This is a genomic window from Escherichia sp. WS1450 (genome assembly GCF_046487395.1).
Classification (GTDB): Bacteria; Pseudomonadota; Gammaproteobacteria; order Enterobacterales; family Enterobacteriaceae; genus Escherichia; species Escherichia coli.
Window position 1 is genome coordinate 49,231 of the sequence record NZ_JBJQJO010000007.1, and the last position, 24,809, is coordinate 74,039.

The 24,809-nt window shown below is 51.2% G+C and carries 20 protein-coding genes; 14 read left to right on the forward strand and 6 right to left on the reverse strand.

The genetic code is table 11. The annotated features are described in order from the left end of the window. Positions 1-7: 7 nt before the first annotated feature. From fhuB to hrpB, 6 genes are all read right to left on the reverse strand, one after another. Positions 8-1,990 (reverse strand): Fe(3+)-hydroxamate ABC transporter permease FhuB, encoded by a 1,983-nt coding sequence (gene fhuB, locus ACJHYR_RS10545; protein WP_000044040.1) that lies wholly within the window; start codon positions 1,988-1,990, stop codon positions 8-10. Further along, positions 1,987-2,877 carry a Fe(3+)-hydroxamate ABC transporter substrate-binding protein FhuD gene (fhuD, locus tag ACJHYR_RS10550; protein ID WP_001295787.1) on the reverse strand — a complete coding sequence of 297 codons (891 nt, stop codon included), beginning with the start codon at positions 2,875-2,877 and terminating at the stop codon, positions 1,987-1,989. The genes fhuB and fhuD overlap by 4 nt, the downstream gene beginning before the upstream one ends. Next, on the reverse strand, positions 2,877-3,674 hold the full coding sequence (gene fhuC, locus ACJHYR_RS10555) for a Fe3+-hydroxamate ABC transporter ATP-binding protein FhuC (RefSeq protein WP_001158929.1): 798 nt from the start codon (positions 3,672-3,674) through the stop codon (positions 2,877-2,879). The genes fhuD and fhuC overlap by 1 nt, the downstream gene beginning before the upstream one ends. 50 nt (positions 3,675-3,724) lie before the next feature. Beyond that, entirely contained in the window at positions 3,725-5,974 is a 2,250-nt protein-coding gene (gene fhuA, locus ACJHYR_RS10560) for a ferrichrome porin FhuA (RefSeq protein ID WP_000124396.1), read from the reverse strand. 219 nt (positions 5,975-6,193) lie between these two features. Further along, entirely contained in the window at positions 6,194-8,728 is a 2,535-nt protein-coding gene (gene mrcB, locus ACJHYR_RS10565) for a bifunctional glycosyl transferase/transpeptidase (protein ID WP_000918166.1), read from the reverse strand. Positions 8,729-8,821: 93 nt separating this feature from the next. Continuing rightward, on the reverse strand, positions 8,822-11,251 hold the full coding sequence (gene hrpB, locus ACJHYR_RS10570) for an ATP-dependent helicase HrpB (RefSeq protein WP_072262460.1): 2,430 nt from the start codon (positions 11,249-11,251) through the stop codon (positions 8,822-8,824). A gap of 73 nt (positions 11,252-11,324) precedes the next feature. Here hrpB and thpR point away from each other — a divergent pair, with 73 nt between their 5' ends. The 14 genes from thpR (at position 11,325) to panC (ending at position 24,748) form a co-directional block, all read left to right on the forward strand. Further along, complete coding sequence (thpR, locus tag ACJHYR_RS10575; RefSeq protein ID WP_001294687.1) at positions 11,325-11,855, forward strand: RNA 2',3'-cyclic phosphodiesterase; 531 nt, start codon at positions 11,325-11,327, stop codon at positions 11,853-11,855. A gap of 14 nt (positions 11,856-11,869) precedes the next feature. Beyond that, positions 11,870-12,574, forward strand: coding sequence for a DNA/RNA nuclease SfsA (gene sfsA, locus ACJHYR_RS10580; protein WP_000396050.1), 705 nt, complete (start codon positions 11,870-11,872; stop codon positions 12,572-12,574). A gap of 177 nt (positions 12,575-12,751) precedes the next feature. After that, the gene (dksA, locus tag ACJHYR_RS10585) at positions 12,752-13,207 is read left to right on the forward strand and encodes an RNA polymerase-binding protein DksA (protein ID WP_001155227.1); all 456 of its coding nucleotides are present in this window, start codon (positions 12,752-12,754) and stop codon (positions 13,205-13,207) included. 66 nt (positions 13,208-13,273) lie between these two features. Then, entirely contained in the window at positions 13,274-14,170 is an 897-nt protein-coding gene (gene gluQRS / locus ACJHYR_RS10590) for a tRNA glutamyl-Q(34) synthetase GluQRS (protein ID WP_014639064.1), read from the forward strand. 59 nt (positions 14,171-14,229) lie between these two features. Beyond that, on the forward strand, positions 14,230-15,627 hold the full coding sequence (gene pcnB, locus ACJHYR_RS10595) for a polynucleotide adenylyltransferase PcnB (protein WP_014639063.1): 1,398 nt from the start codon (positions 14,230-14,232) through the stop codon (positions 15,625-15,627). Continuing rightward, positions 15,624-16,103: a 2-amino-4-hydroxy-6-hydroxymethyldihydropteridine diphosphokinase gene (folK, locus tag ACJHYR_RS10600; RefSeq protein ID WP_000215129.1), complete on the forward strand. Its 480-nt coding sequence runs from the start codon at positions 15,624-15,626 to the stop codon at positions 16,101-16,103. The genes pcnB and folK overlap by 4 nt, the downstream gene beginning before the upstream one ends. Positions 16,104-16,451: 348 nt before the next feature. Continuing rightward, positions 16,452-17,024: a fimbrial protein gene (locus ACJHYR_RS10605; protein WP_000038432.1), complete on the forward strand. Its 573-nt coding sequence runs from the start codon at positions 16,452-16,454 to the stop codon at positions 17,022-17,024. 89 nt (positions 17,025-17,113) lie between these two features. Then, the gene (locus tag ACJHYR_RS10610; RefSeq protein ID WP_024165574.1) at positions 17,114-17,848 is read left to right on the forward strand and encodes a fimbrial chaperone; all 735 of its coding nucleotides are present in this window, start codon (positions 17,114-17,116) and stop codon (positions 17,846-17,848) included. A gap of 34 nt (positions 17,849-17,882) precedes the next feature. Next, positions 17,883-20,483: an outer membrane usher protein gene (locus ACJHYR_RS10615; protein ID WP_024190023.1), complete on the forward strand. Its 2,601-nt coding sequence runs from the start codon at positions 17,883-17,885 to the stop codon at positions 20,481-20,483. An 18-nt stretch (positions 20,484-20,501) separates the two neighbouring features. Further along, positions 20,502-21,062 (forward strand): fimbrial protein, encoded by a 561-nt coding sequence (locus tag ACJHYR_RS10620; protein WP_000594819.1) that lies wholly within the window; start codon positions 20,502-20,504, stop codon positions 21,060-21,062. Positions 21,063-21,075: 13 nt separating this feature from the next. Beyond that, positions 21,076-21,675, forward strand: coding sequence for a fimbrial-like protein (locus ACJHYR_RS10625; RefSeq protein WP_001178095.1), 600 nt, complete (start codon positions 21,076-21,078; stop codon positions 21,673-21,675). A gap of 51 nt (positions 21,676-21,726) precedes the next feature. Continuing rightward, positions 21,727-22,977: a fimbrial-like adhesin gene (locus ACJHYR_RS10630; protein ID WP_064766744.1), complete on the forward strand. Its 1,251-nt coding sequence runs from the start codon at positions 21,727-21,729 to the stop codon at positions 22,975-22,977. Between the two features lie 113 nt (positions 22,978-23,090). After that, entirely contained in the window at positions 23,091-23,885 is a 795-nt protein-coding gene (panB, locus tag ACJHYR_RS10635; protein WP_000805448.1) for a 3-methyl-2-oxobutanoate hydroxymethyltransferase, read from the forward strand. 11 nt (positions 23,886-23,896) lie between these two features. Further along, entirely contained in the window at positions 23,897-24,748 is an 852-nt protein-coding gene (panC, locus tag ACJHYR_RS10640) for a pantoate--beta-alanine ligase (protein WP_000905382.1), read from the forward strand. The last annotated feature ends 61 nt before the right edge of the window (positions 24,749-24,809 follow it).

Below are 24,809 nucleotides of genomic sequence, written 5' to 3' on the forward strand. Positions count from 1 at the left end.
CATTCAATTAACGGCTCTGCTTTCTCAACAAATAGATAAAATATGGCGCGCCGATAAAGGTCGACAGCAGCCCCGCTGGGATCTGGAATGGAAACAGCACCATCCGCCCACACCAGTCAGCGAACACCAGCAGTAATCCTCCCACCAGCGCCGAAATTACGATGTGTGGCATCGTCCGTCGAAAGCCCATCATCCGCGCAATATGCGGTGCCATTAAACCAACAAAACTCAACGGTCCAATGGTCATTGTCGCAGTCGCTGTCAGGCAAGCCGCTAACAGCAGCAGCGCAATTCGCGTCGGCGTCAGCGCCATCCCCACGGCTCGTGCGGTATCACCTCCCAGCGGTAAAATGGTCAGCCAGCGGCGGCACAGCGGGGTAATCGCCAGCAAAATCACCATCACAATTCCGGTACGCCAGACCTGCGCATCGGTCGCGTTGTAGGTCGAACCGGAAATCCAGGTCAGAACTTGCGCCATTCGCGGGTCACCACTTGCCTGCAACATCATCAAAAGCATGGTGAACGCGGTACTTAACGCCATCCCCGCCAGTAACATGCGGTGTGGGGAAAATCCACCGCGTCCGGCGGCGATCATAATGATCAACAGCGTCACCGCCGCGCCGAGACTGCCTGCAGGTAACAGCCAGCCAAAGGCATTACCCGGCACCAGAAACAGCATCAACACCACGCCAAACGCCGCGCCGGAGCTAATCCCCAGCACTTCCGGGCTTGCCATCGGGTTTCCGGTCAGCCGCTGAATAATACAGCCCGCCACCGCCAGCATGACGCCCGCAAACAGCGCCGCCATAATTCGCGGCCAGCGCCAGGGCATTAAATCCTCGAGCAACGCCCCGCTCGCCCACGTCCAGCCGTGCGCATCACGACCAAACGACAGCGCCACTACCACAGCCATCAACAGCAGCACGCCGCCCGCGAGGGCAAACGCCAGCACATGTTGGCGTTCAGTCGCGACACGATCGTTGACCTTCATATCCGGCGCGCTAATGCTGCGTAAACGCGGCAGCAGCCACAACAGCAGCGGCGCACCTATCAATGCAGTGACCGAACCGGTGGAAACCTCCATCCATACGCGAGTCAGCCAGAGGATGATTTGATCAGAAAGCCACAGAATTAACGCACCAATCAGCGACGCCAGCATCAATCGTGGCAACAAACGCCGCGCCCCCAGCATTTTTGCCAGCAGCGGCGCGAACAACCCGATAAAGCCGATAATCCCCACTGCGTTCACCAGCAGCGCACTGATGACTATCGCCAGCGACAGCGCCGCCAGACGCGCGAGCGACAAGGCCAGCCCGAGGTTGCGCGCCACGCCATCATCAAGCCCCATCAGGGTTAACGGACGAAGTAGCAGTAACGTCAGCATCACGCCGCCCAGCAGCTGCGGCCATAAACGCTCAACGCCGCCCCAGTCGGTTTGCGTCAGCGTTCCGGTGCTCCAGAGGAACATGCTTTGTAGCTGGTCGTGATGGAAGATAACCAGTAACTGATTGATTGCCCCGCAATAAAGGCTCACCACCAGCCCCGCGAGGATCAGCGTTACCGGCGAAAGCCGTTTCCCCCACGCGACGCCAAAGACGATTAAGCCAACCACACAAGCCCCTGCCAGCGCAGCAAACTGGCTCGCCATCGCACCGGGGATCGCCCAGAGCGTAGTGACGGTAATCCCCAGTTGCGCGCCTGTTGCAACGCCCAACGTCGTCGGTTCCGCCAGCGGGTTACGCAGCACTTGCTGAAACAGCACACCCACCAGCCCCAGGCCCGCGCCCACCAGCAGCGAAATCGCCAGACGCGGCAACAAGCTGTAGTGAAAAATCATCTGCTCGATGACGTCAATATCCGGCGACCAGGCAGCCTGCGCCCACTGGCTACGCGGCAGCGCTTGCGAAAAGTTCATCCAGGTGAGCGCCGCTGCGACAATAACCAGCAGCGCCAGCAATAACGCCGGGAAAAGCGCAATTCGTTTACTCACGCTTTACCTCCGATGGCGTTATCCAGAATACGCACAAAGTGCATTGCCGAAAGCGTCGCGCCATAGAACCAGACCGCCGGAACGCGCTGAAAACGTCCTGCACGGACAAACGGCATGGCCTGCCACAGCGGGGTTGCCATTAGCGCATCCATGTCTTTGCTGTTGTCGTGATCAAAACAGAGCACATCAACGTCTTTATACGCTGCCAGACGATCGATACTGACGGCGGTACTGCCCCAGAAGTTGGTTTCCCCTTGCCAGGCATTTGGGATGCCGTACTCATCAAGAATTTCCTGGAACAAGCTGTTTGGACCGAAGACCAGCATATGGCGCGGATCGATAAGTGTCGTCAGCAATAACGGGCGCGCACCACGCTTCACAAAGCGGGGTTTCATGCTGCGGATAAAGTCTTCATAGTGCGCTAAATGCGTTTCTGCTGCGCTTTGCAGGTTAAGTAAATCTGCCATTTCCGTCAGTGATTTACGCGCCATCGCCAGCGGCTGTTTGCCGTCGCTGAAGTTAAATCCACGCCCCGGCGCAATACGTGCCAGCATTTCTGGTGAAGGGCCATATCCTGCCGACCAGACCATAAACGATGGTTTCATTTCGGTCAGCAGTTCAAGGTTGGGTTCTGTACGCAAACCAACGTCAATCACTGAGTCCGGCAATGGCGGTTCGCTGACCCACAGGCGATAGTTGATGGTGTCCGCCACGCCGTAAGGCACGATGCCGAGCGCCAGCAGTAATTCCACCGGCAACCACTCCAGCGCCACAATACGATTGGGATCAATAACCGCCGCGTGGGCGGTATTCATCTGCCATAACAACGGAGAAAGCGCCATCGCCGTTAACAGTCGACGGCGCGAAATAAGAGGTAAGCCGCTCATCAATAAACAAAACTCACAGGTGCAGCACCCGCCGGATGCGGCAGAATACCCATCGGGATGCCATAAATCATTTCGAGGGTTTCGCCGCGCATAATTTCCGCAGGCGTTCCCTGAGCAATCATTTCACCACCGCGCAGGGCGACCAGATAATCACAGTAGCGCGCCGCCATATTGATATCGTGCAACACGGCAATGACCGTCAGGCCACGCTCCTGACTTAAACGGTGCACCAGCGCCAGCACATCAACCTGGTGGGCGATATCCAGCGCCGAGGTCGGTTCGTCGAGCAACAGACAACGGCTATCCTGCGCCACCAGCATGGCGATCCACGCCCGCTGACGTTCGCCGCCAGAGAGACTATCAACCAGCCGATGCGCCAGCGGTTTTAAGCCAACCAGCGAGATAGCTTCCTCGACTTTTTCGCGATCTGCCGCCCCAAAGCGCCCCAGCGCGCCATGCCACGGGTAACGACCAATCGCCACCAGTTCACGCACGGTCATCCCTTCTGCCGGAGGAAGCTGCTGCGGTAAATAAGCCACTTTGCGGGCAAACGCTTTGCTGCTCCAGCTTTCCAGCGGCTGGGCATCAAGAAGAATTTCGCCTTCCGACGGTGGCTGATGACGGCCAAGCATTTTGAGCAGAGTGGATTTACCAGAACCGTTGTGACCAATCAGACCAGTCACTTTCCCGGCAGGAAAGGTTAACGACAGCGGATGCAAAAGCGTGCGCCCTGGCACACGAAAGGAGATATTACGCAGTGCAAAAGTGGTATCGGAATGATTCGTGTATTCCTGCATAACAGCCAACTTGTGAAACGGGCACGGAAATCCGTGCCCCAAAAGAGAAATTAGAAGCGGAAGGTTGCGGTTGCAACGACCTGACGTTCTGCGCCCCAGAAGCAGCCATAGGTGTTAAAGCAGCTGGCGACGTATTCACGATCGAACAGGTTGTTGACATGCAGCGCCACGTTGGAGCCAGCCATGCCGACTCGTGCCAGATCATAACGCACTAACGCATCCACGACCGTATAACTTCCCACTTTAAAGGAGTTAGCCGGATCACCATAGCTGGAGCCAGTATAACGACCACCGGTGCCCAGCGTCAGACCTGAAAGCGGACCGTCAAAGAAGGTATAGTCAGCCCACAGCGAAGCCATGTGTTTTGGCACCTGTGCAGGCGTATTGCCTTTATAGGTAGTGTCGGTGGTGTATTCCGCATCGGTGTAGGTGTAAGAACCAACTAAGTTAACACTCGCCGATAGTGCCGCTTTCGCTTCCAGCTCTACGCCACGCGCACGAATCTCACCGCCTTCAACCGAGAACAGTGAACCGTTCGGATCCGCCATCAGGTTATTAGTTTTGGTAAGCTGATACAGTGCGCCAGTCACCACAATTGGGCGATCTTCTGGCACATATTTCACGCCGACTTCATACTGTTTGCCTTTCGAAGGTGCAAACAGATCGCCGTTTGCATCGGTCTGCGAAGCGGGTTCAAACGATTCACTGTAGCTGAAATAAGGCGTTACGCCGTTGTCGAACAGATAGTTAACACCGCCACGCCAGGTGAACTGTTTATCATCGCGATCGGATTTATTACCGTAATCACGGTTGAAAGATGACTGATCGGCCCAGTCATAGCGACCGCCAAGCGTAACCAGCACTTTATCCCACTGCGCCTGATCCTGAACATACAGACCGGTTTGTTTCTGTTTCAGCAGAACGCGGTATGGACCCGACGGATTTGGGTGAGCGCCAAAATCAAAGTCACTACGGTCTAAATTATAGATATCAGATGGTGCAACTGAACCGGCATATCCGAACCAGGAGTCGATGTCATTACGCATACGCATAAAGTCAACGCCAGTCAGCAGAGTGTGATCCACTGAACCGGTTGCGAATTTGCTTTGCAACTGAGTATCAACAGAGAAGTTTTCTAACTTCTCATTATCGATAACGTACTGACGAGTCAGTGTATGGCCCCATTGAGACTGCGGCACGTTGGCACATGGACTCGAAGAGGGGTTTGAGGAATAGAGAGGATCTGAACACATGCCGTAGCCATATACGCTCTTTTGCGAAACTTTATTTTGCGCAAAGCGAAGGTTCTGACGTACGGTAAAGGTGTCGTTAAATTCGTGGTCGAAGCTATAGCCAATCATCTTCTCATTACGAGAATAGGTGTTGTTCTTCGCCCCTTCGTTAAAGTCTGTCGGCAGACGCTTACCGTTCGGCAGCGGCTCAACGGTTCCCTCTTTCGGCAACCAGCCGTAATAACCGGTTTCCGGCTCGTTCTGGAAGTAAGAGAGGAAGGTGAAATTGGTTTTATCGTCCGGACGCCAGGTGAACGCTGGCGCAATGGCATAACGCTGCTCTTCCGCGCCCTTTTGCTGGGCATTGGCAGAGCGCGCAAGACCGGTCAGACGATAAGAGTAAACGCCGTCATCATCCAGCGCATCGCTGAAGTCAAAACCGGTCTGGAACAGGCTGTCAGTACCGGCCTTAAACTGAACTTCTTTCAACGGTTCAGTGGTCGGGCGCTTGCTGACCATGTTCAACAGGCCACCTGGGCTGCTTTTCCCATACAGCACGGAAACCGGGCCACGCATGATTTCAGCGCGCTCCAGCATATATGGGTCAATAACCGCATCGTTATAGAAGTTGCCCTGCATCTTCAGGCCATTCAGATAGTTGTTCTGGCTTTGGCCGTCAGCGGCGAATCCGCGGATGATCAGGTAATCGTAAGTGTTGGATGCGCCACGAGTTCCCACGGCAACGCCAGGAGTGTAGCTAAGCGCTTCTTTTACCGACTTCGGCTGATGCAGCGCCATCTCTTCGGCGGTCACAACAGAAATAGACTGTGGCACTTTTTGAATCGGCGTATCGGTTTTAGTGCCGGTAGCTGACTGTCGCGCCGCAATAGTTGCAGCAGGCCCCCATGCGCTTTCTTGCGGCGCAGGTGCAGCGGTAACGGTGATAGTGTCTTCTTTCGGTTCAACCGCTGCCTGTGCATAAACAGACATGCCGCTAACCGCTGTGGCTACTACAACTGCGATTTTACGCAGTGAGTGTTTTGGCTGAGCAGTTTTGGAACGCGCCATTGGTATATCTCTGATGTAAAGTGAATGATAACGTAAACGAGAATGATTATTATAAAGATAAGATAATATTCGAAACGCTGGCGGGTTCGCAAGCGGTACGCAATCTGAGCGCTCCTGAAGGGTTAATAAACAACCAGATGAAAAGAAAGGGTTAATACTTTGGGTGGGATGTTATTTTACCGGATGGCAACTCGCCATCCGGTATTTCACGCTTAGACGTTAATTACTACCAAACATATCTTTAATCCAACCGGCTACACCGTCGCTGTCTTTCTGCTCTTGCTGAGCAGGTTGCTGTTGCGGCTGTTGCTGCGGCTGTGAAGACTGATCAAACGGATTGCCTGACGGCTGCTGCTGCATCTCACTCTGCTGGCACAGCGATTGCGGATCGCTGGTCCAGACCGGCAAGACACGCATGCCACCGCTGCAAACAAAGTTGCCGTCGTAGTCCACGCCCATATCTGCAATATCTTCTGGCGGAACAAGATTCAGCGGTGTTGGCGTCTGGTTAGCCAGATAACGCTGATAAATCGACATTGCCCCGCTGGCTCCATACAGTTTGGTCGGCTGGTTGTTATCACGGCCTACCCAGGTGATGGTCACCGTGCTGCCGTCAATGCCCGCAAACCAGGTATCTACGTTATTGTTGGTAGTCCCTGTTTTCCCTGCCAGATGCAGGTTCGGGTATTTCGCCCCAAGCTGACGACCCGTACCGCGTTGTACAACCTGCTGCATGGTCCATAGTGTCAGATACGCCGCCTGCGCCGGAACAGCGCGTTCCGCCTGCGGGAAGCTCTGATACAGCACTTTGCCATCTTCCGCGATTACCGAACGCAGCGCAGAAAGCGGTGCACGGTTACCACCGCTGGCGATGGTCTGGAATGCCTGCGCCACTTCGATTGGCGTTAAGTTCAACGCCCCCAGCAGCATTGCCGGAACCGGATGCAGCTGATCTTTCGGTACGCCCAGTTTGATCCAGGTCTCCGTAACCGCAGGCAGCCCCAGCGCCATCCCCAGATTCACCGTCGGCACGTTCATCGAACGGGTCAACGCATCCACCAGCATCACTCTGCCACTTTCGCTATAACGACGGTCATCATTCTGCGGTGACCAGACCTGGCCATTCGGCTGACGCAGCGCGATTGGCGCATCGGCAATCCACGTGTTCAGGCGATAGATTTTCGGCTGGCTTAAAGCCGTCAGATAAGTCGCTGGTTTTGCAAGGGAACCAATCGAACGACGCGCCTGCATCGCACGGTTGTAGCCCGCAAACTGCGGCTCAGAACCACCGACCATCGCACGAACTTCACCACTAAAGCGGTCGACGACCACAATCGCAGTTTCAAGATCGCTCAACTTACGCTGTTTCTTCAGTGCCGGAATGCCTTCCACGGCGGCTTTTTCTGCCGCGTCCTGGGCCACCGAGTCAAAGGTAGTGAAGATCTTCACGCCGGAGAGATCTTTTACCTTATCGCCCAGTTTTGCCTGCAACTCCTGACGCACCAGCTGCATAAAGGCTGGCTGAGGAGAGATCACCCCACCGCGCGGCTGAACACCCAGCGGACGTGCACTCAACATGTCATAGAGTTCTTGATCAATAATCTGTTGCTGTTGCAGCAGACGCAGCACCAGATTACGTCGCTCCAGCGCCAGTTTCGGGTTACGCCACGGGTTGTAGATGGACGCCCCTTTCACCATACCGACTAACAGCGCCTGCTGGTCGAGGCTTAGCTCTTCTACCGGGCGACCAAAGTAATACAAGCTTGCCAGCGGGAAGCCGCGGATTTCGTTGTCGCCGCTCTGACCGAGATACACCTCGTTCATATACAGCTCAAGAATACGGTCTTTGCTGTAACGCGCGTCCATGATCAGCGCCATGTAAGCTTCGTTCGCTTTACGCCAGTAAGAGCGCTCGCTGGAGAGGAACAGGTTTTTCACCAGCTGTTGCGTCAGCGTACTCGCACCCTGCACCGTGCGTCCGGCTGTCAGGTTTGCCAGCACCGCACGTCCGATGGAGTAGAGACTGATCCCATCATGCTCGTAGAAATGACGGTCTTCTGTCGCCAGCAAAGTATCCACCAGCAAATCAGGGAAACCACTGCGCGGCACAAACAGACGCTGCTCACCGTTTGGCGAAGAGATCATGGTGATCAGACGCGGATCAAGACGGAAGAAACCGAACTGACGGTTGTTCTCCATATTGACGATCGTTGCCAGATGATCGCCATCAAAGGTCAGACGCGCGCGCACCTGCCCTTCTTTGCTGTCCGGGAAATCAAACGGACGGCGGATCATCTCAATGCTGTTGGCCTGCACGGTAAATTCGCCAGGACGGGTCATTTTCGACACCTGACGATACTGGGTCGCCTCCAGCAGCTTCACCATCTCGTTCTTGCTGATGGTCATGTCTGGCTCAAGGTTGACCATCCGGCCATAAACTGCCGCGGGCAATTGCCAGACCTTGCCATCAATACGGCTGCGAATTTTTTGATCGAGATAAACGCCGTAAATGGCGATCAGCACGGCAAAAACGATAGCCAGTTTTAGCAGCAGCCATAGCCAGCCGCGTTTGCCACGAGGCTTACGCCCTTTGCCTTTGCCCTTACCTTTGCGCGGCATCGGTTCTTCATCCTCATAGTCATCATAATCGTCGTAATCATCGTCATCTTCGTAACGACGACGGCTTACCTTTTGTTTGACCGGACGCGTCGGTTTCCCTTTGCGTCCAATTGGCTCGCGGTCATTCCCGGCCATGCTTTTTCTCCGCAATATTCAGGCGCAAAAGCCCGATTTTCTGTTCTTCTGTTGCAAGACAGAAGAAGATATCTCTCAAATTTACTTTGATCTTCACGAATACTTTTTCGTTCGTCGCGTTGGTGCTGTGTTTGCCGGGTCGTCCGGCCAGACATGTTTGGGATAACGCCCTTTCATCTCTTTTTGCACCTCACGGTACGCTCCTTTCCAGAAGGCGCTCAAATCACGCGTGATTTGCAGCGGCCTTTGGGCAGGGGAAAGCAACTCCAGCACCAGCGGCACGCGCCCCTGGGCGATCGTCGGATTGGTGGCCTCACCAAACATCTCCTGCATTCTCACCGCCAGCGCGGGCGGATTATCTTCATGATAACGAATGGCGATCCGGCTTCCCGTCGGCACAGTGTAATGCGCAGGCAATTCACTATCCAGACGTTGCTGCATTCCCCAATCAAGTAATCCGCGTAGTGCCTGATAAATGTCGAGTGATTTCAGGCCGCGTAGTGAATGCACGCCGCTCATATGCGGCAGTAGCCACGTTTCCAGCGTCGCCAACAAACTCTCATCATCAACCGCTGGCCAGTCATATTCCGGCAACCACTTTGCGGCGCATAACAAACGCAAGCGTAGCTGTTCCGCTTCCGCCGTCCAGTTGAGCACGCTTAAACCTTTATCACGAATGCCGTTAAGCATCGCCTGATGCAACTCGTCTTCTGACGGTTTCGCCAGTGGCTGCACTTTCACCGTCAACTGACCGATTTGCAGCCGACGCCAGGCTTTCAGCGTACCTTGCGCGTCATCCCATTCCACGGTGTCAGACTGCTGTACCAGCTGCGGGCAGCGTTGTACTAACTCATCAATATCGACCGGCAGCGCCAGTAAAATCCGCGCATCCGGCGAGGCGCTGCCCTGCAATAATAACGGTGCGATCAACCATTCGTGGCGGCTTAGCGCATCGTCGGCATCGAGCATCGCCCCCATGCCGTTTGCCAGTTGATAGCGTCCATCTTGCCCACGGCGACGAGCAATGCGATCGGCATACGCCCCGGCAAGTAGCGGCGCGATAAGAGAACTGTCTGCCTCACCGCCGCGTACGTTTAAACGTTTTAACAGTTGCTGACTACGTTGCTGCCAGGCTGGTTGATTGCGCGAAAACGCCACGCCCAGGTCACTATTGCCCATCCGTGGCGGCTCTTCGAGAATAGCGGCAATTTTTGCCGCGGTAGCAGCTTCGTCGTCGCTCTTCGCGCTAACCAGCATTGCCGCTAAACGCGGATCGTTACCCAGCGCCGCCATTTTTTGCCCGTGCACACTAAGCCGTTCACCGTCCAGTGCCCCCAGCATCCGTAACAGGCGTTTCGCGGCCTGTAAATTCACTGCTGGCGGTTGATCCAGCCAGCTCATCTGCGCCGGATCGCTGCATCCCCATTGCAGTAATTCCATCAGCAAACCGGAAAGATCGCTTTGTAATATTTCCGGTTCACTTTGCGCCGCGGCGCGTTCGGCTTGTTCTTTGGCGATTAAATGCAGGCAGATACCCGGCTCCAGACGCCCGGCGCGCCCGGCACGCTGCGTCATGGATGCCTGGCTAACGCGTTGAGTAATCAGTCGCGTAAGCCCCGTGCGCGGATCAAAACGCGCCACACGCTCCTGGGCACAATCCACCACCAGACGAATACCTTCAATGGTTAAACTGGTTTCAGCAATATTGGTCGCCAGCACCACTTTGCGCATCCCTTGCGGTGCCGGAAGGATCGCTTTTCGCTGATCGTTCAGCGACAACGCGCCATACAGCGGGCAGAGCAACACATCACTGCCGATGCGCGAAGCCAGTTGTTCCTGCACGCGCTGAATTTCTCCGACGCCAGGTAAAAATAACAGTAATGATCCACTTTCCTGACGCAGTATTTCGGCGGTGGCTACCGCAACGGCTTCGTCAAAACGCTGATGCGTGGGCAGTGGTAAATAACGGCGTTCAACCGGAAACGAGCGCCCTTCTGAGATGATGACGGGCGCTTCTGGCAGCATTTGCTGCAAGCGGTCGTTGTCCAGCGTAGCCGACATAATCAGCAGTTTAAGGTCATCACGCAGACCTTGTTGCACATCGAGTAACAGCGCCAACGCCAAATCCGCCTGCAAGCTGCGCTCATGAAACTCATCGAGGATCACCAATCCAACACCGCTCAGTTCCGGGTCACGTTGGATCATGCGCGTCAGCACGCCTTCGGTAACCACTTCCAGGCGGGTATTCGGCCCGACGCAGTTTTGCGCACGCATCCGGTAGCCAACGGTATCGCCTGGCTTTTCGTTAAGCAGCTCCGCCAGTCGTTGCGCAACGTTACGCGCCGCCAGACGACGCGGCTCCAGAAGGATAATTTTCCCGTTAATGCCGGGATGCGCCAGCAGTTGCAGCGGCAGCCAGGTTGATTTCCCGGCCCCGGTCGGCGCACTTAATAACACCTGCGATGCACAATCGAGAGCGGTAAGTAATTCAGGTAAGACGGCAGCAACGGGCAACGACGACACAAAACGCTCCAGAGGGTTAACATTCTTCGCTGCACATTGTAGCATCGCGGTAATTCATAACCGAGTGCCTCACATGTCTGAACCGCAACGGCTGTTCTTTGCTATCGACTTACCTGCAGAAATCCGCGAACAGATTATCCACTGGCGCGCCACACACTTCCCACCTGACGCGGGACGTCCGGTCGCCGCCGATAATTTGCATCTGACTCTGGCATTTTTAGGCGAAGTGAGCGCCGAGAAAGAGAAGGCGCTTTCTCTTTTAGCCGGGCGGATTCGTCAACCGGGTTTCACACTCACGCTTGATGACGCCGGTCAATGGCTGCGTTCGCGTGTGGTGTGGTTAGGGATGCGTCAGCCACCACGCGGCTTAATCCAGCTGGCGAATATGCTCCGTTCACAGGCTGCCCGCAGCGGTTGTTTTCAAAGCAATCGTCCGTTTCATCCACATATTACCTTATTGCGCGATGCCAGCGAGGCGGTGACAATCCCGCCGCCAGGTTTTAACTGGTCGTATACGGTGACGGAGTTCACCCTTTACGCCTCCTCGTTTGCCCGTGGACGCACACGCTACACGCCGCTAAAACGCTGGGCGCTAACGCAATAACAAGGATTGTCGTAATGGAATTTTCTCCCCCTCTACAGCGCGCGACGCTAATTCAGCGTTACAAACGTTTTTTAGCCGATGTGATCACACCCGATGGTCGCGAATTAACGCTACACTGCCCGAATACGGGTGCGATGACCGGTTGTGCAACGCCTGGCGATACCGTCTGGTATTCGACTTCAGACAACACCAAACGGAAATACCCACACACCTGGGAATTGACTCAAAGCCAGAGCGGCGCAATTATTTGCGTCAATACGCTTTGGGCTAACAGGTTGACGAAAGAGGCTATCCTTAATGAATCAATTTCAGAACTGTCAGGCTATAGCTCGCTGAAAAGCGAAGTTAAATACGGCGCAGAACGCAGCCGTATTGACTTTATGTTGCAGGCGGATTCGCGTCCAGACTGCTATATTGAAGTGAAATCGGTTACGTTAGCGGAAAACGAACAGGGATATTTTCCCGATGCGGTCACTGAACGAGGTCAGAAACACCTTCGGGAGTTGATGAGCGTAGCGGCTGAAGGCCAGCGTGCGGTTATCTTTTTTGCCGTGCTGCATTCAGCCATTACACGGTTTTCACCCGCGCGCCACATCGATGAGAAATACGCGCAACTATTGTCAGAAGCTCAACAGAGGGGGGTAGAAATTCTGGCTTACAAAGCGGAACTTTCTGCCGAAGGCATGGCTCTTAAAAAATCACTACCGGTTACATTGTAGTAGAGTAAGTAACTGGTTAATTTACATTCTGGTCGCGTGCGCAAATACGCTTTTCCTCACACAGTTGTCAAGTGTTACGTTTAGATAATTGCTATCCGGAAAAGCATCTGCTATTTATAGCGGCCTCATTTTTCCCCCGAACATGGGGATCGATAGTGCGTGTTAAGGAGAAGCAACATGCAAGAAGGGCAAAACCGTAAAACATCGTCCCTGAGTATTCTCGCCATCGCTGGGGTGGAACCATATCAGGAGAAGCCGGGCGAAGAGTATATGAATGAAGCCCAGCTGGCGCACTTCCGTCGTATTCTGGAAGCATGGCGTAATCAACTCAGGGATGAAGTCGATCGCACCGTTACACATATGCAGGATGAAGCAGCCAACTTCCCGGACCCGGTAGACCGTGCAGCCCAGGAAGAAGAGTTCAGCCTCGAACTGCGTAACCGCGATCGCGAGCGTAAGCTGATCAAAAAGATCGAGAAGACGCTGAAAAAAGTGGAAGACGAAGATTTCGGCTACTGCGAGTCCTGCGGTGTTGAAATTGGTATTCGCCGTCTGGAAGCGCGCCCGACAGCCGATCTGTGCATCGACTGCAAAACGCTGGCTGAAATTCGCGAAAAACAAATGGCTGGCTAATTACAGCCGTTCCATCACGTTTACCACAGGCGGGAAATGCTCCCGCCTTATTTTTTGTTCAACGAGATGACAGACACACACTATATTGGCCGCTTTGCCCCCTCTCCTTCCGGCGAGCTTCATTTTGGCTCTCTGATTGCCGCGCTTGGCAGCTATTTACAGGCTCGCGCCCGGCACGGTCGCTGGCTGGTACGCATTGAAGATATCGACCCGCCTCGTGAAGTTCCCGGTGCCGCAGAGACTATCCTGCGCCAGCTGGAACATTACGGCCTGCACTGGGACGGCGATGTTCTCTGGCAATCGCAACGTCACCACGCCTATCGCGAAGCACTCGCCTGGTTACATGAGCAAGGATTAAGTTATTACTGCACCTGCACGCGTGCGCGTATTCAAAGCATTGGCGGTATTTACGACGGTCATTGCCGGGAATTACATCATGGACCAAACAACGCCGCAGTACGTATCCGCCAGCAGCATCCGGTCACCCAGTTTACTGACCTGCTGCGAGGCATTATTCACGCCGACGAAAAACTGGCACGGGAAGATTTTATTATTCATCGCCGTGATGGTTTGTTTGCCTATAACCTGGCGGTGGTGGTGGATGATCACTTCCAGGGCGTGAGCGAAATTGTCCGCGGGGCAGATTTGATCGAACCGACAGTGCGGCAAATCTCGCTGTACCAGCTTTTTGGCTGGAAAGTGCCAGATTACATTCATTTACCGCTGGCGCTTAACACACAAGGCGCTAAACTTTCCAAGCAGAATCATGCGCCTGCGTTGCCGAAAGGCGATCCGCGCCCGGTGTTAATCGCGGCACTTCATTTTCTGGGTCAGCAGGTAGAAACACACTGGCAGGATTTCAGCGTCGAGCAAATCCTTCAGTCAGCCGTCAAAAACTGGCGGCTCACCGCAGTGCCTGAGTCGGCAATTGTAAATTCAACATTCTCAAATGCGTCATGCTGAGCTATGATTAGCCGCTATTTTTTTGTCCTGAATGATGTTTGACACTACCGAGGTGTACTATTTTTACCCGAGTCGCTAATTTTTGCCGCAAGGTGCTAAGCCGCGAGGAAAGCGAGGCTGAACAGGCAGTCGCCCGTCCACAGGTGACGGTGATCCCGCGTGAGCAGCATGCTATTTCCCGCAAAGATATCAGTGAAAATGCCCTGAAGGTAATGTACAGGCTCAATAAAGCGGGATACGAAGCCTGGCTGGTTGGCGGCGGCGTGCGCGACCTGTTACTTGGCAAAAAGCCGAAAGATTTTGACGTAACCACTAACGCCACGCCTGAACAGGTACGTAAACTGTTCCGTAACTGCCGCCTGGTGGGTCGCCGTTTCCGTCTGGCTCATGTGATGTTTGGCCCGGAGATTATCGAAGTTGCGACCTTCCGTGGACATCACGAAGGTAACGTCAGCGACCGCACGACCTCCCAACGCGGGCAAAACGGTATGTTGCTGCGCGACAACATTTTCGGCTCCATCGAAGAAGACGCCCAGCGCCGCGATTTCACTATCAACAGCCTGTATTACAGCGTAGCGGATTTTACCGTCCGTGATTACGTTGGCGGCATGAAGGATCTGAAGGACGGCGTTATCCGTCTGATTGGTAACCCGGAAACGCGCTACCGTGAAGATCCGGTACGGATGCTGCGCGCGGTACGTTTTGCCGCCAAATTGGGTATGCGTATCAGTCCTGAAACCGCAGAACCGATCCCTCGCCTGGCTACCCTGCTGAACGATATTCCACCGGCACGTCTGTTTGAAGAATCTTTGAAACTGCTGCAAGCGGGCTACGGTTACGAAACCTATAAGCTGCTGTGTGAATATCACCTGTTCCAGCCGCTGTTCCCGACCATTACCCGCTACTTCACGGAAAATGGCGACAGCCCGATGGAGCGGATCATTGAACAGGTGCTGAAGAATACCGATACGCGTATCCATAACGATATGCGCGTGAACCCGGCGTTCCTGTTTGCCGCCATGTTCTGGTACCCTCTGCTGGAGACGGCACAGAAGATCGCCCAGGAAAGCGGCCTGACCTATCACGACGCTTTCGCGCTGGCGATGAACGACGTGCTGGACGAAGCCTGCCGTTCACTGGCAATCCCGAAACGTCTGACGACGTTAACCCGCGATATCTGGCAGTTGCAGTTGCGTATGTCCCGACGTCAGGGTAAACGCGCCTGGAAACTGCTGGAGCATCCTAAGTTCCGTGCGGCTTATGACCTGTTGGCCTTGCGAGCTGAAGTTGAACGTAATGCTGAACTGCAGCGTCTTGTGAAATGGTGGGGTGAGTTCCAGGTTTCCGCGCCACCAGATCAAAAAGGGATGCTCAACGAGCTGGATGAAGAGCCGTCACCGCGTCGCCGTTCTCGTCGTCCACGCAAACGCGCACCGCGTCGTGAGGGTACCGCATGACAGTGGCGTATATTGCCATAGGCAGCAATCTGGCCTCTCCGCTGGAGCAGGTCAATGCTGCCCTGAAAGCATTAGGCGATATCCCTGAAAGCCACATTCTTGCCGTTTCTTCGTTTTACCGCACCCCACCGCTGGGGCCGCAAGATCAACCCGATTACTTAAACGCAGCCGTGGCGCTGGAAACCTCTCTTGCACCTGAAGAGTTACTCAACCACACACAACGTATTGAGTTACAACAAGGTCGCGTCCGTAAAGCGGAACGCTGGGGGCCGCGCACACTGGATCTCGACATCATGCTATTTGGTAATGAAGTAATAAATACCGAACGCCTGACCGTTCCGCACTACGATATGAAGAATCGTGGATTTATGCTGTGGCCGCTGTTTGAAATTGCGCCGGAGCTGGTGTTTCCTGATGGAACAGCATTAGGAAATTTATTAAAAATAAATAAATTTCATGAATTAAACAAATGGTGATTTAATGATTTCATGAATATAAATAAATTCCGAAAAATAGCCTTACCCCATTGCAATTAATATATTCCCTAAGCTACAACCATAATTAATATTATATACCCCGTTAACACCTTCCGCCTCACATACAATATTTTTCCCGCTTTGTACATTAAGTTTTACTTAAAGATGAATTAAGTGGATATATAAATTTAAATATGCACAATATCCCACTTGGTGATGAACAGATGTTACATTCAGTAAATCTTCACATTCATCATTAACAAACCAATCTATTTTTCTCTATCGGGGTTCTTTGTCTGAAAGCACCCGATTGTAGTTAAACTCATGGAATATAATTCAAGGATTATTATGTCTAAAAAATTAGGTTTTGCCCTGTCTGGTCTTATGCTGGCAATGGTTGCAGGTACTGCTTCTGCTGATATGGACGGTGGTCAGATTAACATCAGTGGCTTGGTTAGCGATAACACCTGTGAAACAAAAGTTGATGGCGGCAAGCAAGATGGCCTGGTTCTTCTGCAAACTGCAACGGTTGCTGAAATTACCGCTGGTGTATCTGAAACTGCTGTCGGTGCCAAAGCGAAACCGTTTAGCATTACTGTAGACTGCAGCAAAGCGACTCCGGGAGGCCAACCGACTCTGACATTCGGTTCAGTTTTCTTTGGTAACAGTCGTGGCACTTTGAATAACGATATGTCCATCACCACCCCGTCATCTGGTGTGAATATCGCCCTGCACAACATTGACGGCACCACTGTTAAACAAGTCAAAATTAATAACGCATCTGATGCTTACACTAAAGCATTAACCAATAATGTTGCAGTCTTTGACTTCAAAGCCTCCTATGTTCGTGAAGACGACTCAACACCAGCAACGGCTGGTTATGTAAGAACCAACACAGCTTACACCATCACCTACAATTAAGTTATTCGTTGGTGATTTAAATTACTACAAGGGTGCGACACCTATTGTCGCCCCCTTGTCTTGAAAACAATTCATGTCATGGATGGTATATTTTGTTAAATAAAAAGAATATTGTCGCATTATGTGTTGCCAGTAGTATGGCATTTAGCATGCCTGTTATGGCTGATATTGTTATTTCCGGTACACGCGTCATTTATAAAAGTGATCAAAAAAGCGTTAGCGTACGCCTGGAGAATAAAGGCAATAGCCACCTGTTAGTACAAAGCTGGCTGGATACCGGTGACGATAACGCTGAGCCAGGAAGCATTAATGTACCATTTACGGCAACACCTCCCGTTTCACGTATTGATGCTAAACGCGGTCAAACCATCAAATTGATGTATACCGGCAGTACCGTACTCCCCAGCGATAAAGAAAGCGTATTCTGGTTTAACGTGCTGGAAGTGCCCCCAAAACCAGATGCTTCAAAAGTAGAGAATCAGAGCCTGTTACAACTGGCTTTCCGTACCCGTATCAAGCTGTTCTATCGTCCGGCAGGATTAAACGGTAACCCGTCTGAAGCACCATTAGCCCTGAAATGGAAATGGGCTGAAGGGAAGTCTGGCCTGAGTGTATATAACCCAACACCTTATTACGTCTCTTTCAACAGTGCAGAGTTAATCGCTGGCGGTAAGTCGAACCCGCTCAATGTAAAAATGGTTGCACCGAAAAGCGAAGAGATTTTCACCATAAGCGGTTCAGGCGGGAAAGCAACGTCAGGAAAGGTACATTTCTCCGCGATTAATGATTTTGGCGGCGCAATTGAAGGCGATGTCAATTTGTAAGACCAGGGACCTTATGCAGCAGGAAGCCAATGTAATGAAAACAACGACATCGACTAAACGCCATAATCTTACGCGTATCGCAATGTATTGCTCAATTATGTATAGCGGCGCTACCATCGGAGCCGAAAGCGTTGAGTATGACCCTACCTTTTTAATGGGTGGCAACGCTTCCAGTATTGATGTTAGCCGCTATAGCGATGGCAACCCGACTTTGCCTGGTGTTTACGATGTTAGCATCTATGTTAACGAGCAACCTGTTGCTAACCTGGAGATCCCCTTTATCGCGATCCCCGATAAAAAGAATGCTCAAGCCTGTATTACCCTGAAAAATCTACTACAACTGCATATCAAGACACCCCCGGCAGACGAGGAAAATACTATCCTTCTTCCACGGGATGAAACGCTTGGCAACTGTCTTGACCTGTCGTTAGCCATACCTAAATCCTCAGTGAGCTATGACCCCTCTGAACAACGTCTGGATATCAATGTTCCCCAGGCGTGGGTGATGAAGAATTATCAAAACTATGTGGACCCATCACTTTGGGAAAATGGCATTAACGCGGCTACGCTGTCTTATAACATCAACGCTTATCGCAGTGAAAATTCAAATTATACAAATGATAGCGTTTATACATCGTTCAATGGTGGCGTCAATTTAGGGGCCTGGCGTCTGCGTAGCAGCGGTAACTATAGCTGGAGAAACGACGCGGGAAGCAATGTTGAGTTTATGAATCGCTACGTCCAGCGCGACATTACCGCTATTCGCTCGCAGCTCATTATGGGGGAATCCTACACCACAGGTGAAACGTTCGACTCCGTTAGTATCCGCGGCATTCGCTTATACAGCGACAGCCGAATGCTGCCGCCTGTATTGGCAAACTTCGCCCCGACAATTCGTGGTGTAGCAAATACTAACGCCAAAGTCAGCATCACCCAGAGTGGATACAAAATTTATGAAACCACTGTTCCACCGGGACCTTTTGTCATTGATGATCTCAGTCCGTCAGGGTATGGCAGCGATCTTATCGTAACCATTGAAGAAGCTGATGGCAGCAAGCGTACATTTTCTCAGCCATTTTCTTCAGTAATTCAAATGCTGCGCCCGGGTGTTTCTCGCTGGGATATCAGCGGCGGGCAAATTAATAAAGACGACTTGCATCATGAACCAAACTTACTACAAGCGACCTATTACCGTGGTTTAAGTAACCTGTTCACTGGCTATACTGGTTTTCAGGTCACAGATAATCATTATGCTGCAGGCTTACTTGGCATTGGGATGAATACTTCTGTCGGCGCAATTTCCTTCGATGTCACCCACTCCAGTGTCGATATACCGGATGATAAAAGGTACCAGGGGCAAAGCTATCGCATCTCCTGGAACAAATTTTTTGACCTGACAGATACATCATTAAACATCGCGGCTTACCGCTACTCCACGCAGGACTATCTGGGCCTGAATGATGCATTAACACTTATTGATGAAGTTGAACATCCCACTCAGGATCTTGATCCCAAAACTATGCGCAACTACGGGCGCATGAAAAACCAGTTCACCGTAAGCATTAACCAACCGCTACGCTTTGGGAAGGATGATTATGGCTCGTTCTATACCTCTGGAAGCTGGTCTGATTACTGGGGGGGCAGTAAGAGCCGTAGCAACTATTCGGTCGGCTACAGTAACAGCGCTTCATGGGGAAGCTACAGTATCAGCGCTCAACGATCCTGGGATGAGTACAGCCAAACAGAAAACAGTATTTACCTCAGTTTTTCGATACCTATCGAAAAACTGATGGGTACGGAGCACCGTGATTCCGGTTTCCAAAGTATTGATACACAACTTAGTACCAATATGGATGGTAATAATCAGTTCAACATGAGCAGTAGCGGTTATAGCAACGATAACCGCGTGAGCTATAGCGTGAACGCGGGTTATGGGATGAATAAAACCGGCAAAGATCTCAGCAACATCGGGGGTTATGCCAGCTATGAATCGCCATGGGGAACGCTAGCTGGGTCAGTCTCTGCTACCAGCGATAATAACCGCCAGTACTCCGTTAATACAGATGGTGGATTTGTGTTGCACAGCGGAGGACTGACGTTCAGCAACGACAGTTTCAGTGATAATGACACCATTGCTTTGGTTAAAGCACCGGGTGCAAAAGGGGCGCGTATTAACTACGGCAACAATACCGTTGACCGTTGGGGATATGGCGTAACCAGTGCTCTTTCACCATACCAGGAAAACAAAATTGCTCTGGACACTGAAAACCTGGAAAACGACATCGAAATGAAGAGCACCAGTACGGTTGCCGTACCACGCCAGGGCTCGGTTATCTTTGCTGGTTTTGAAACCAATCAGGGACAATCTGCGATTATGAATATCAAACGCAGTGACGGAAAAGGTATCCCCTTCGCCGCCGATATTCATGATGAAACAAATGCAATCATTGGCAACGTTGGGCAGGGCGGGCAGGCATTTGTTCGCGGTATTCAGCAGCAGGGCACGATAAAAATCACCTGGCTGGAAGCCAGCATGCCCAAAACCTGTATTGCGCAGTACCAGCAACCCAATGTGACATCGGAGAAAATCCAGCAAACGATTATTCTCAATAATATTCTTTGCCAGCTCCAATAATACGAAAGAGAGATGACAATGATAAAAAACACACGGTATAAAATAGTACTCCTGGCAGGCATTTTTTTACTGCCCGGCGCACTGGCACAAGATATTAATGTTGATTTTGTTGCCACAATCAAAGGCACGACATGTAATATCACTCTGGAAGGGACACGCGTCACCGCTGATGGCAATAATCAGTACACGCTACGGATATTAAATGTTGCTCTGGATAAAATCATAAACAAGATGCCAGAAGCACAAGCCGACTTTAAACTGGTCGCTAATTGTGATGGTAACATAGGCAAGATTACGACATCGCTGGCAGGGAATCCTTCAGTAGAGTTACCCTATTTAATTTCTCCATTAACTTCAGATAATTCATCCACCACAGAATATATTGCTATGGGGATTAAACTTCGAAATGCCTCTGACACTGAATTTATTCCCCCAGATGGTTCTAAAAAGATTTCCTGGGGAGAGGGATTAACAAAACCGGAACTTGAGATGACGGTAGCACTTCGCGAAACCCGACCAGGTTCAGGAAGAGCAGGTAATTTTAAAGCACTTGCGACATTCAATTTCACCTACGAATAAAAGGATAATAATAATGCAGATGAAATCATTACATTATGGGATATTTGCAAGCATTACTCTGAGCTTATTATTATTCAGCACGTTTTCTATAGCCATCACGGATAACATTGGCCTAAACGTTATGACCACTGTTGAAAACAGAACTTGTCAAAGCGAAATCAGCAACCAGGGGTTGGTTAACCTTGGCACTGTTGGAGTGGGATATTTTGCCAGTAATGTTAGTGCGGAAGATAATTATCCAGGCGGAAAGACCTTTACTGTGACAGTAAAAGATTGCCCCTCCGCTGGCACAACATCAAGCCAGTTGCATATAGAATTTAAACCTGTCAGTGGTGTAATGGCCACTGGTAGCCAACAGATATTCGCCAATAATCATGTCGGCGGTGCACAAAATGTAGGAATCGTGATTTTTAGCCAAAATAATCAGTCATCGGACACAGTGAATGTGCTGTCACCAACAGGGCAGTTTCGCACAGTCTGGCCAGTTGCCTCTGCAAACATGAATAATTCATCGTGGCAATTTTATACACGAATGCAAAAAATTGATCCGTTACTTCCCGTTGGTGCAGGATTTGTCACCAGCAATGTATTAGTTGATATTTATTATCAATAAATGCCAGACATAACGCATCTACAAATATTATTTTTTCAAAGGAGTGATAAGATGAAGTCAGCGTTCCGATACTTTCTTTTTTTATGGATTATCACAGCCAGCATTAATAATGTAAATGCTGAAAATCTTACTTTTATGGTCGGTGACGATGCTGGCGTAGGAAACCTTAATGGCCCATCAGGCGATAAACTAATATCATTTTCCTATCCGGTTGGTGGAGTAAACAATATTGTATTTTATAATCCAACATCCACCACACCGACCAATGCAAAAATAAAATTATATTGGAGTGAACTGGACACATCAAGTAGCCGTGGGTTTGTATATTGTACTTCAAAAAATAATTCCAGCGGTATGCCAATTACTGTCCGGCATAACATGGTTGACTCAGGAAAAATGGCAGATGGGCACAGATTATATGAAACTAATGTAACCGGTCTATATTATACGTTAATGCTCAATAGATTCTGGTCGTATGAACTTCGCTCAAGCTCTCCAGATATATACGTTGGAGACGATGGCTGGCACACTGTACAATTTTCTATTACGGGTGATTATATACGAGGTCAATGTAATACTTCCAGGTATCAAGCAGTCGGAGGTCTTTTGCACGATGCCACGGTGGAATTCTATACCGACAGCAGTTTTAACCCTGCTCCAAATACTAACGTGCAATTAAAACATACTGGTGATTATTTGTATTCATTCGCAAATGAAGGGCCAGGGGTTCCAAATGTAAGTGCATCTAAGATGCTAAAAATTGATTTTAATTTAACAGACATCAATATCCAACTGCCAACATGCTTTACGTCTATCCTTTTGGGTGAGAGCGTAACGCGATCAACCGTAAATCTCGGGGAATATACTGTTGGACAGATCACCTCAGATTCTGCAACACCTGTTAATTTTCAGATCTCGCTGCAAAATTGTGTTCGTATAAGCAGTATTAAAACAAAACTAAAATCTAATGTAGTAGGAGTGAATAATCTTCTGTTGCTTGGTAATACTTTGACAGGAACCGATGATGCAAAAGGTGCCGGAGTACTTATTGAAGGGTTACCCAACAGCAAAAATTCACAAAATTTCACGCTTAAGCCAAATGATGAGACATCAAGCTATAACGATACTGAAGATGATCCTGGAGAAAACAATGGAATTTATAACCCAGATTATCCTAATGCCAACGGTCGTACTACAACCCAGGACCTGAAATTTCAGGCAACATTAAAACGCGATGGTAATGCAACTGTGAAACCCGGCGGATTTAAGGCTACCAGTACATTCCAGGTCACCTACGAGTAACAGGTTTAACCGCACCGCCATCATCTGGCGGTGCTGCAATTGATAAATCATTGCCCCCACAAATGTGACTGATAAAATGCCAGACAGCACGACATTACTTATCAGGATACGTTATGAAACCAACCACTATTGCTTCATTGCAGAAATGCAAGCAGGATAAAAAACGTTTCGCGACCATCACTGCTTACGACTATAGCTTCGCAAAACTGTTTGCCGATGAAGGGCTTAACGTGATGCTGGTCGGCGATTCACTGGGCATGACCGTTCAGGGCCACGATTCCACTCTGCCAGTAACCGTTGCCGATATCGCCTACCACACTGCCGCCGTACGTCGAGGTGCGCCAAACTGCCTGTTGCTGGCTGACCTGCCGTTTATGGCGTATGCCACACCAGAACAAGCCTTTGAAAACGCCGCGACTGTCATGCGTGCCGGTGCCAACATGGTCAAAATTGAGGGCGGTGAGTGGCTGGTAGAAACCGTACAAATGCTGACCGAACGTGCCGTTCCGGTTTGTGGTCATTTAGGCCTAACCCCACAGTCAGTAAATATTTTCGGTGGCTACAAAGTCCAGGGGCGCGGCGATGAAGCGGCCGATCGACTGCTCAGCGATGCATTAGCTTTAGAAGCTGCTGGGGCACAACTGCTGGTACTGGAGTGCGTGCCGGTTGAACTGGCAAAACGTATTACCGAAGCACTGGCGATCCCGGTTATCGGTATTGGCGCAGGCAACGTCACTGACGGGCAAATTCTCGTGATGCACGACGCATTCGGCATTACCGGCGGTCATATTCCTAAATTCGCCAAAAATTTCCTCGCCGAAACGGGCGACATCCGCGCGGCTGTGCGGCAGTATATGGCTGAAGTGGAGTCCGGCGTTTATCCGGGCGAAGAACACAGTTTCCATTAAGGAGTGACGTTGTGTTAATTATCGAAACCCTGCCGCTGCTGCGTCAGCAAATCCGCCGCCTGCGTATGGAAGGTAAGCGCGTGGCGCTGGTGCCCACCATGGGTAACCTGCACGACGGCCATATGAAGCTGGTCGACGAAGCCAAAGCCCGCGCCGATGTGGTCGTCGTCAGTATTTTCGTTAACCCGATGCAGTTCGACCGCCCGGAAGATCTGGCACGTTATCCACGGACCTTGCAAGAGGACTGCGAAAAGCTGAACAAGCGCAAAGTGGATTTAGTTTTCGCCCCTTCGGTAAAAGAGATCTACCCGAACGGTACAGAAACCCACACCTATGTTGATGTTCCCGGTCTTTCTACCATGCTGGAAGGTGCCAGCCGTCCGGGACATTTTCGCGGCGTTTCGACTATCGTCAGCAAGCTGTTCAATCTGGTCCAGCCGGACATCGCCTGCTTCGGTGAAAAAGATTTTCAGCAACTGGCGCTGATCCGCAAAATGGTTGCTGATATGGGCTTTGATATTGAGATTGTCGGTGTGCCAATTATGCGCGCCAAAGACGGTCTGGCGCTGAGTTCCCGTAACGGTTATCTGACGGCGGAACAACGCAAAATTGCGCCTGGTCTGTACAAGGTTTTAAGTTCGATTGCCGACAAATTGCAGGCTGGCGAACGGGATCTCGATGAAATTATTACTATTGCCGGGCAAGAACTGAATGAAAAAGGCTTCCGCGCCGATGATATTCAGATTCGTGATGCCGACACCTTGCTGGAGGTCTCTGAAAACAGCAAACGTGCAGTGATTCTGGTAGCCGCCTGGCTTGGCGATGCCCGCCTGATCGACAACAAAATAGTCGAGCTGGTGTAATATTTAACTGGCGCTACGGCTGATGGCGCCAGTTATTCATTGCCACGTCATCTGTAAGAAA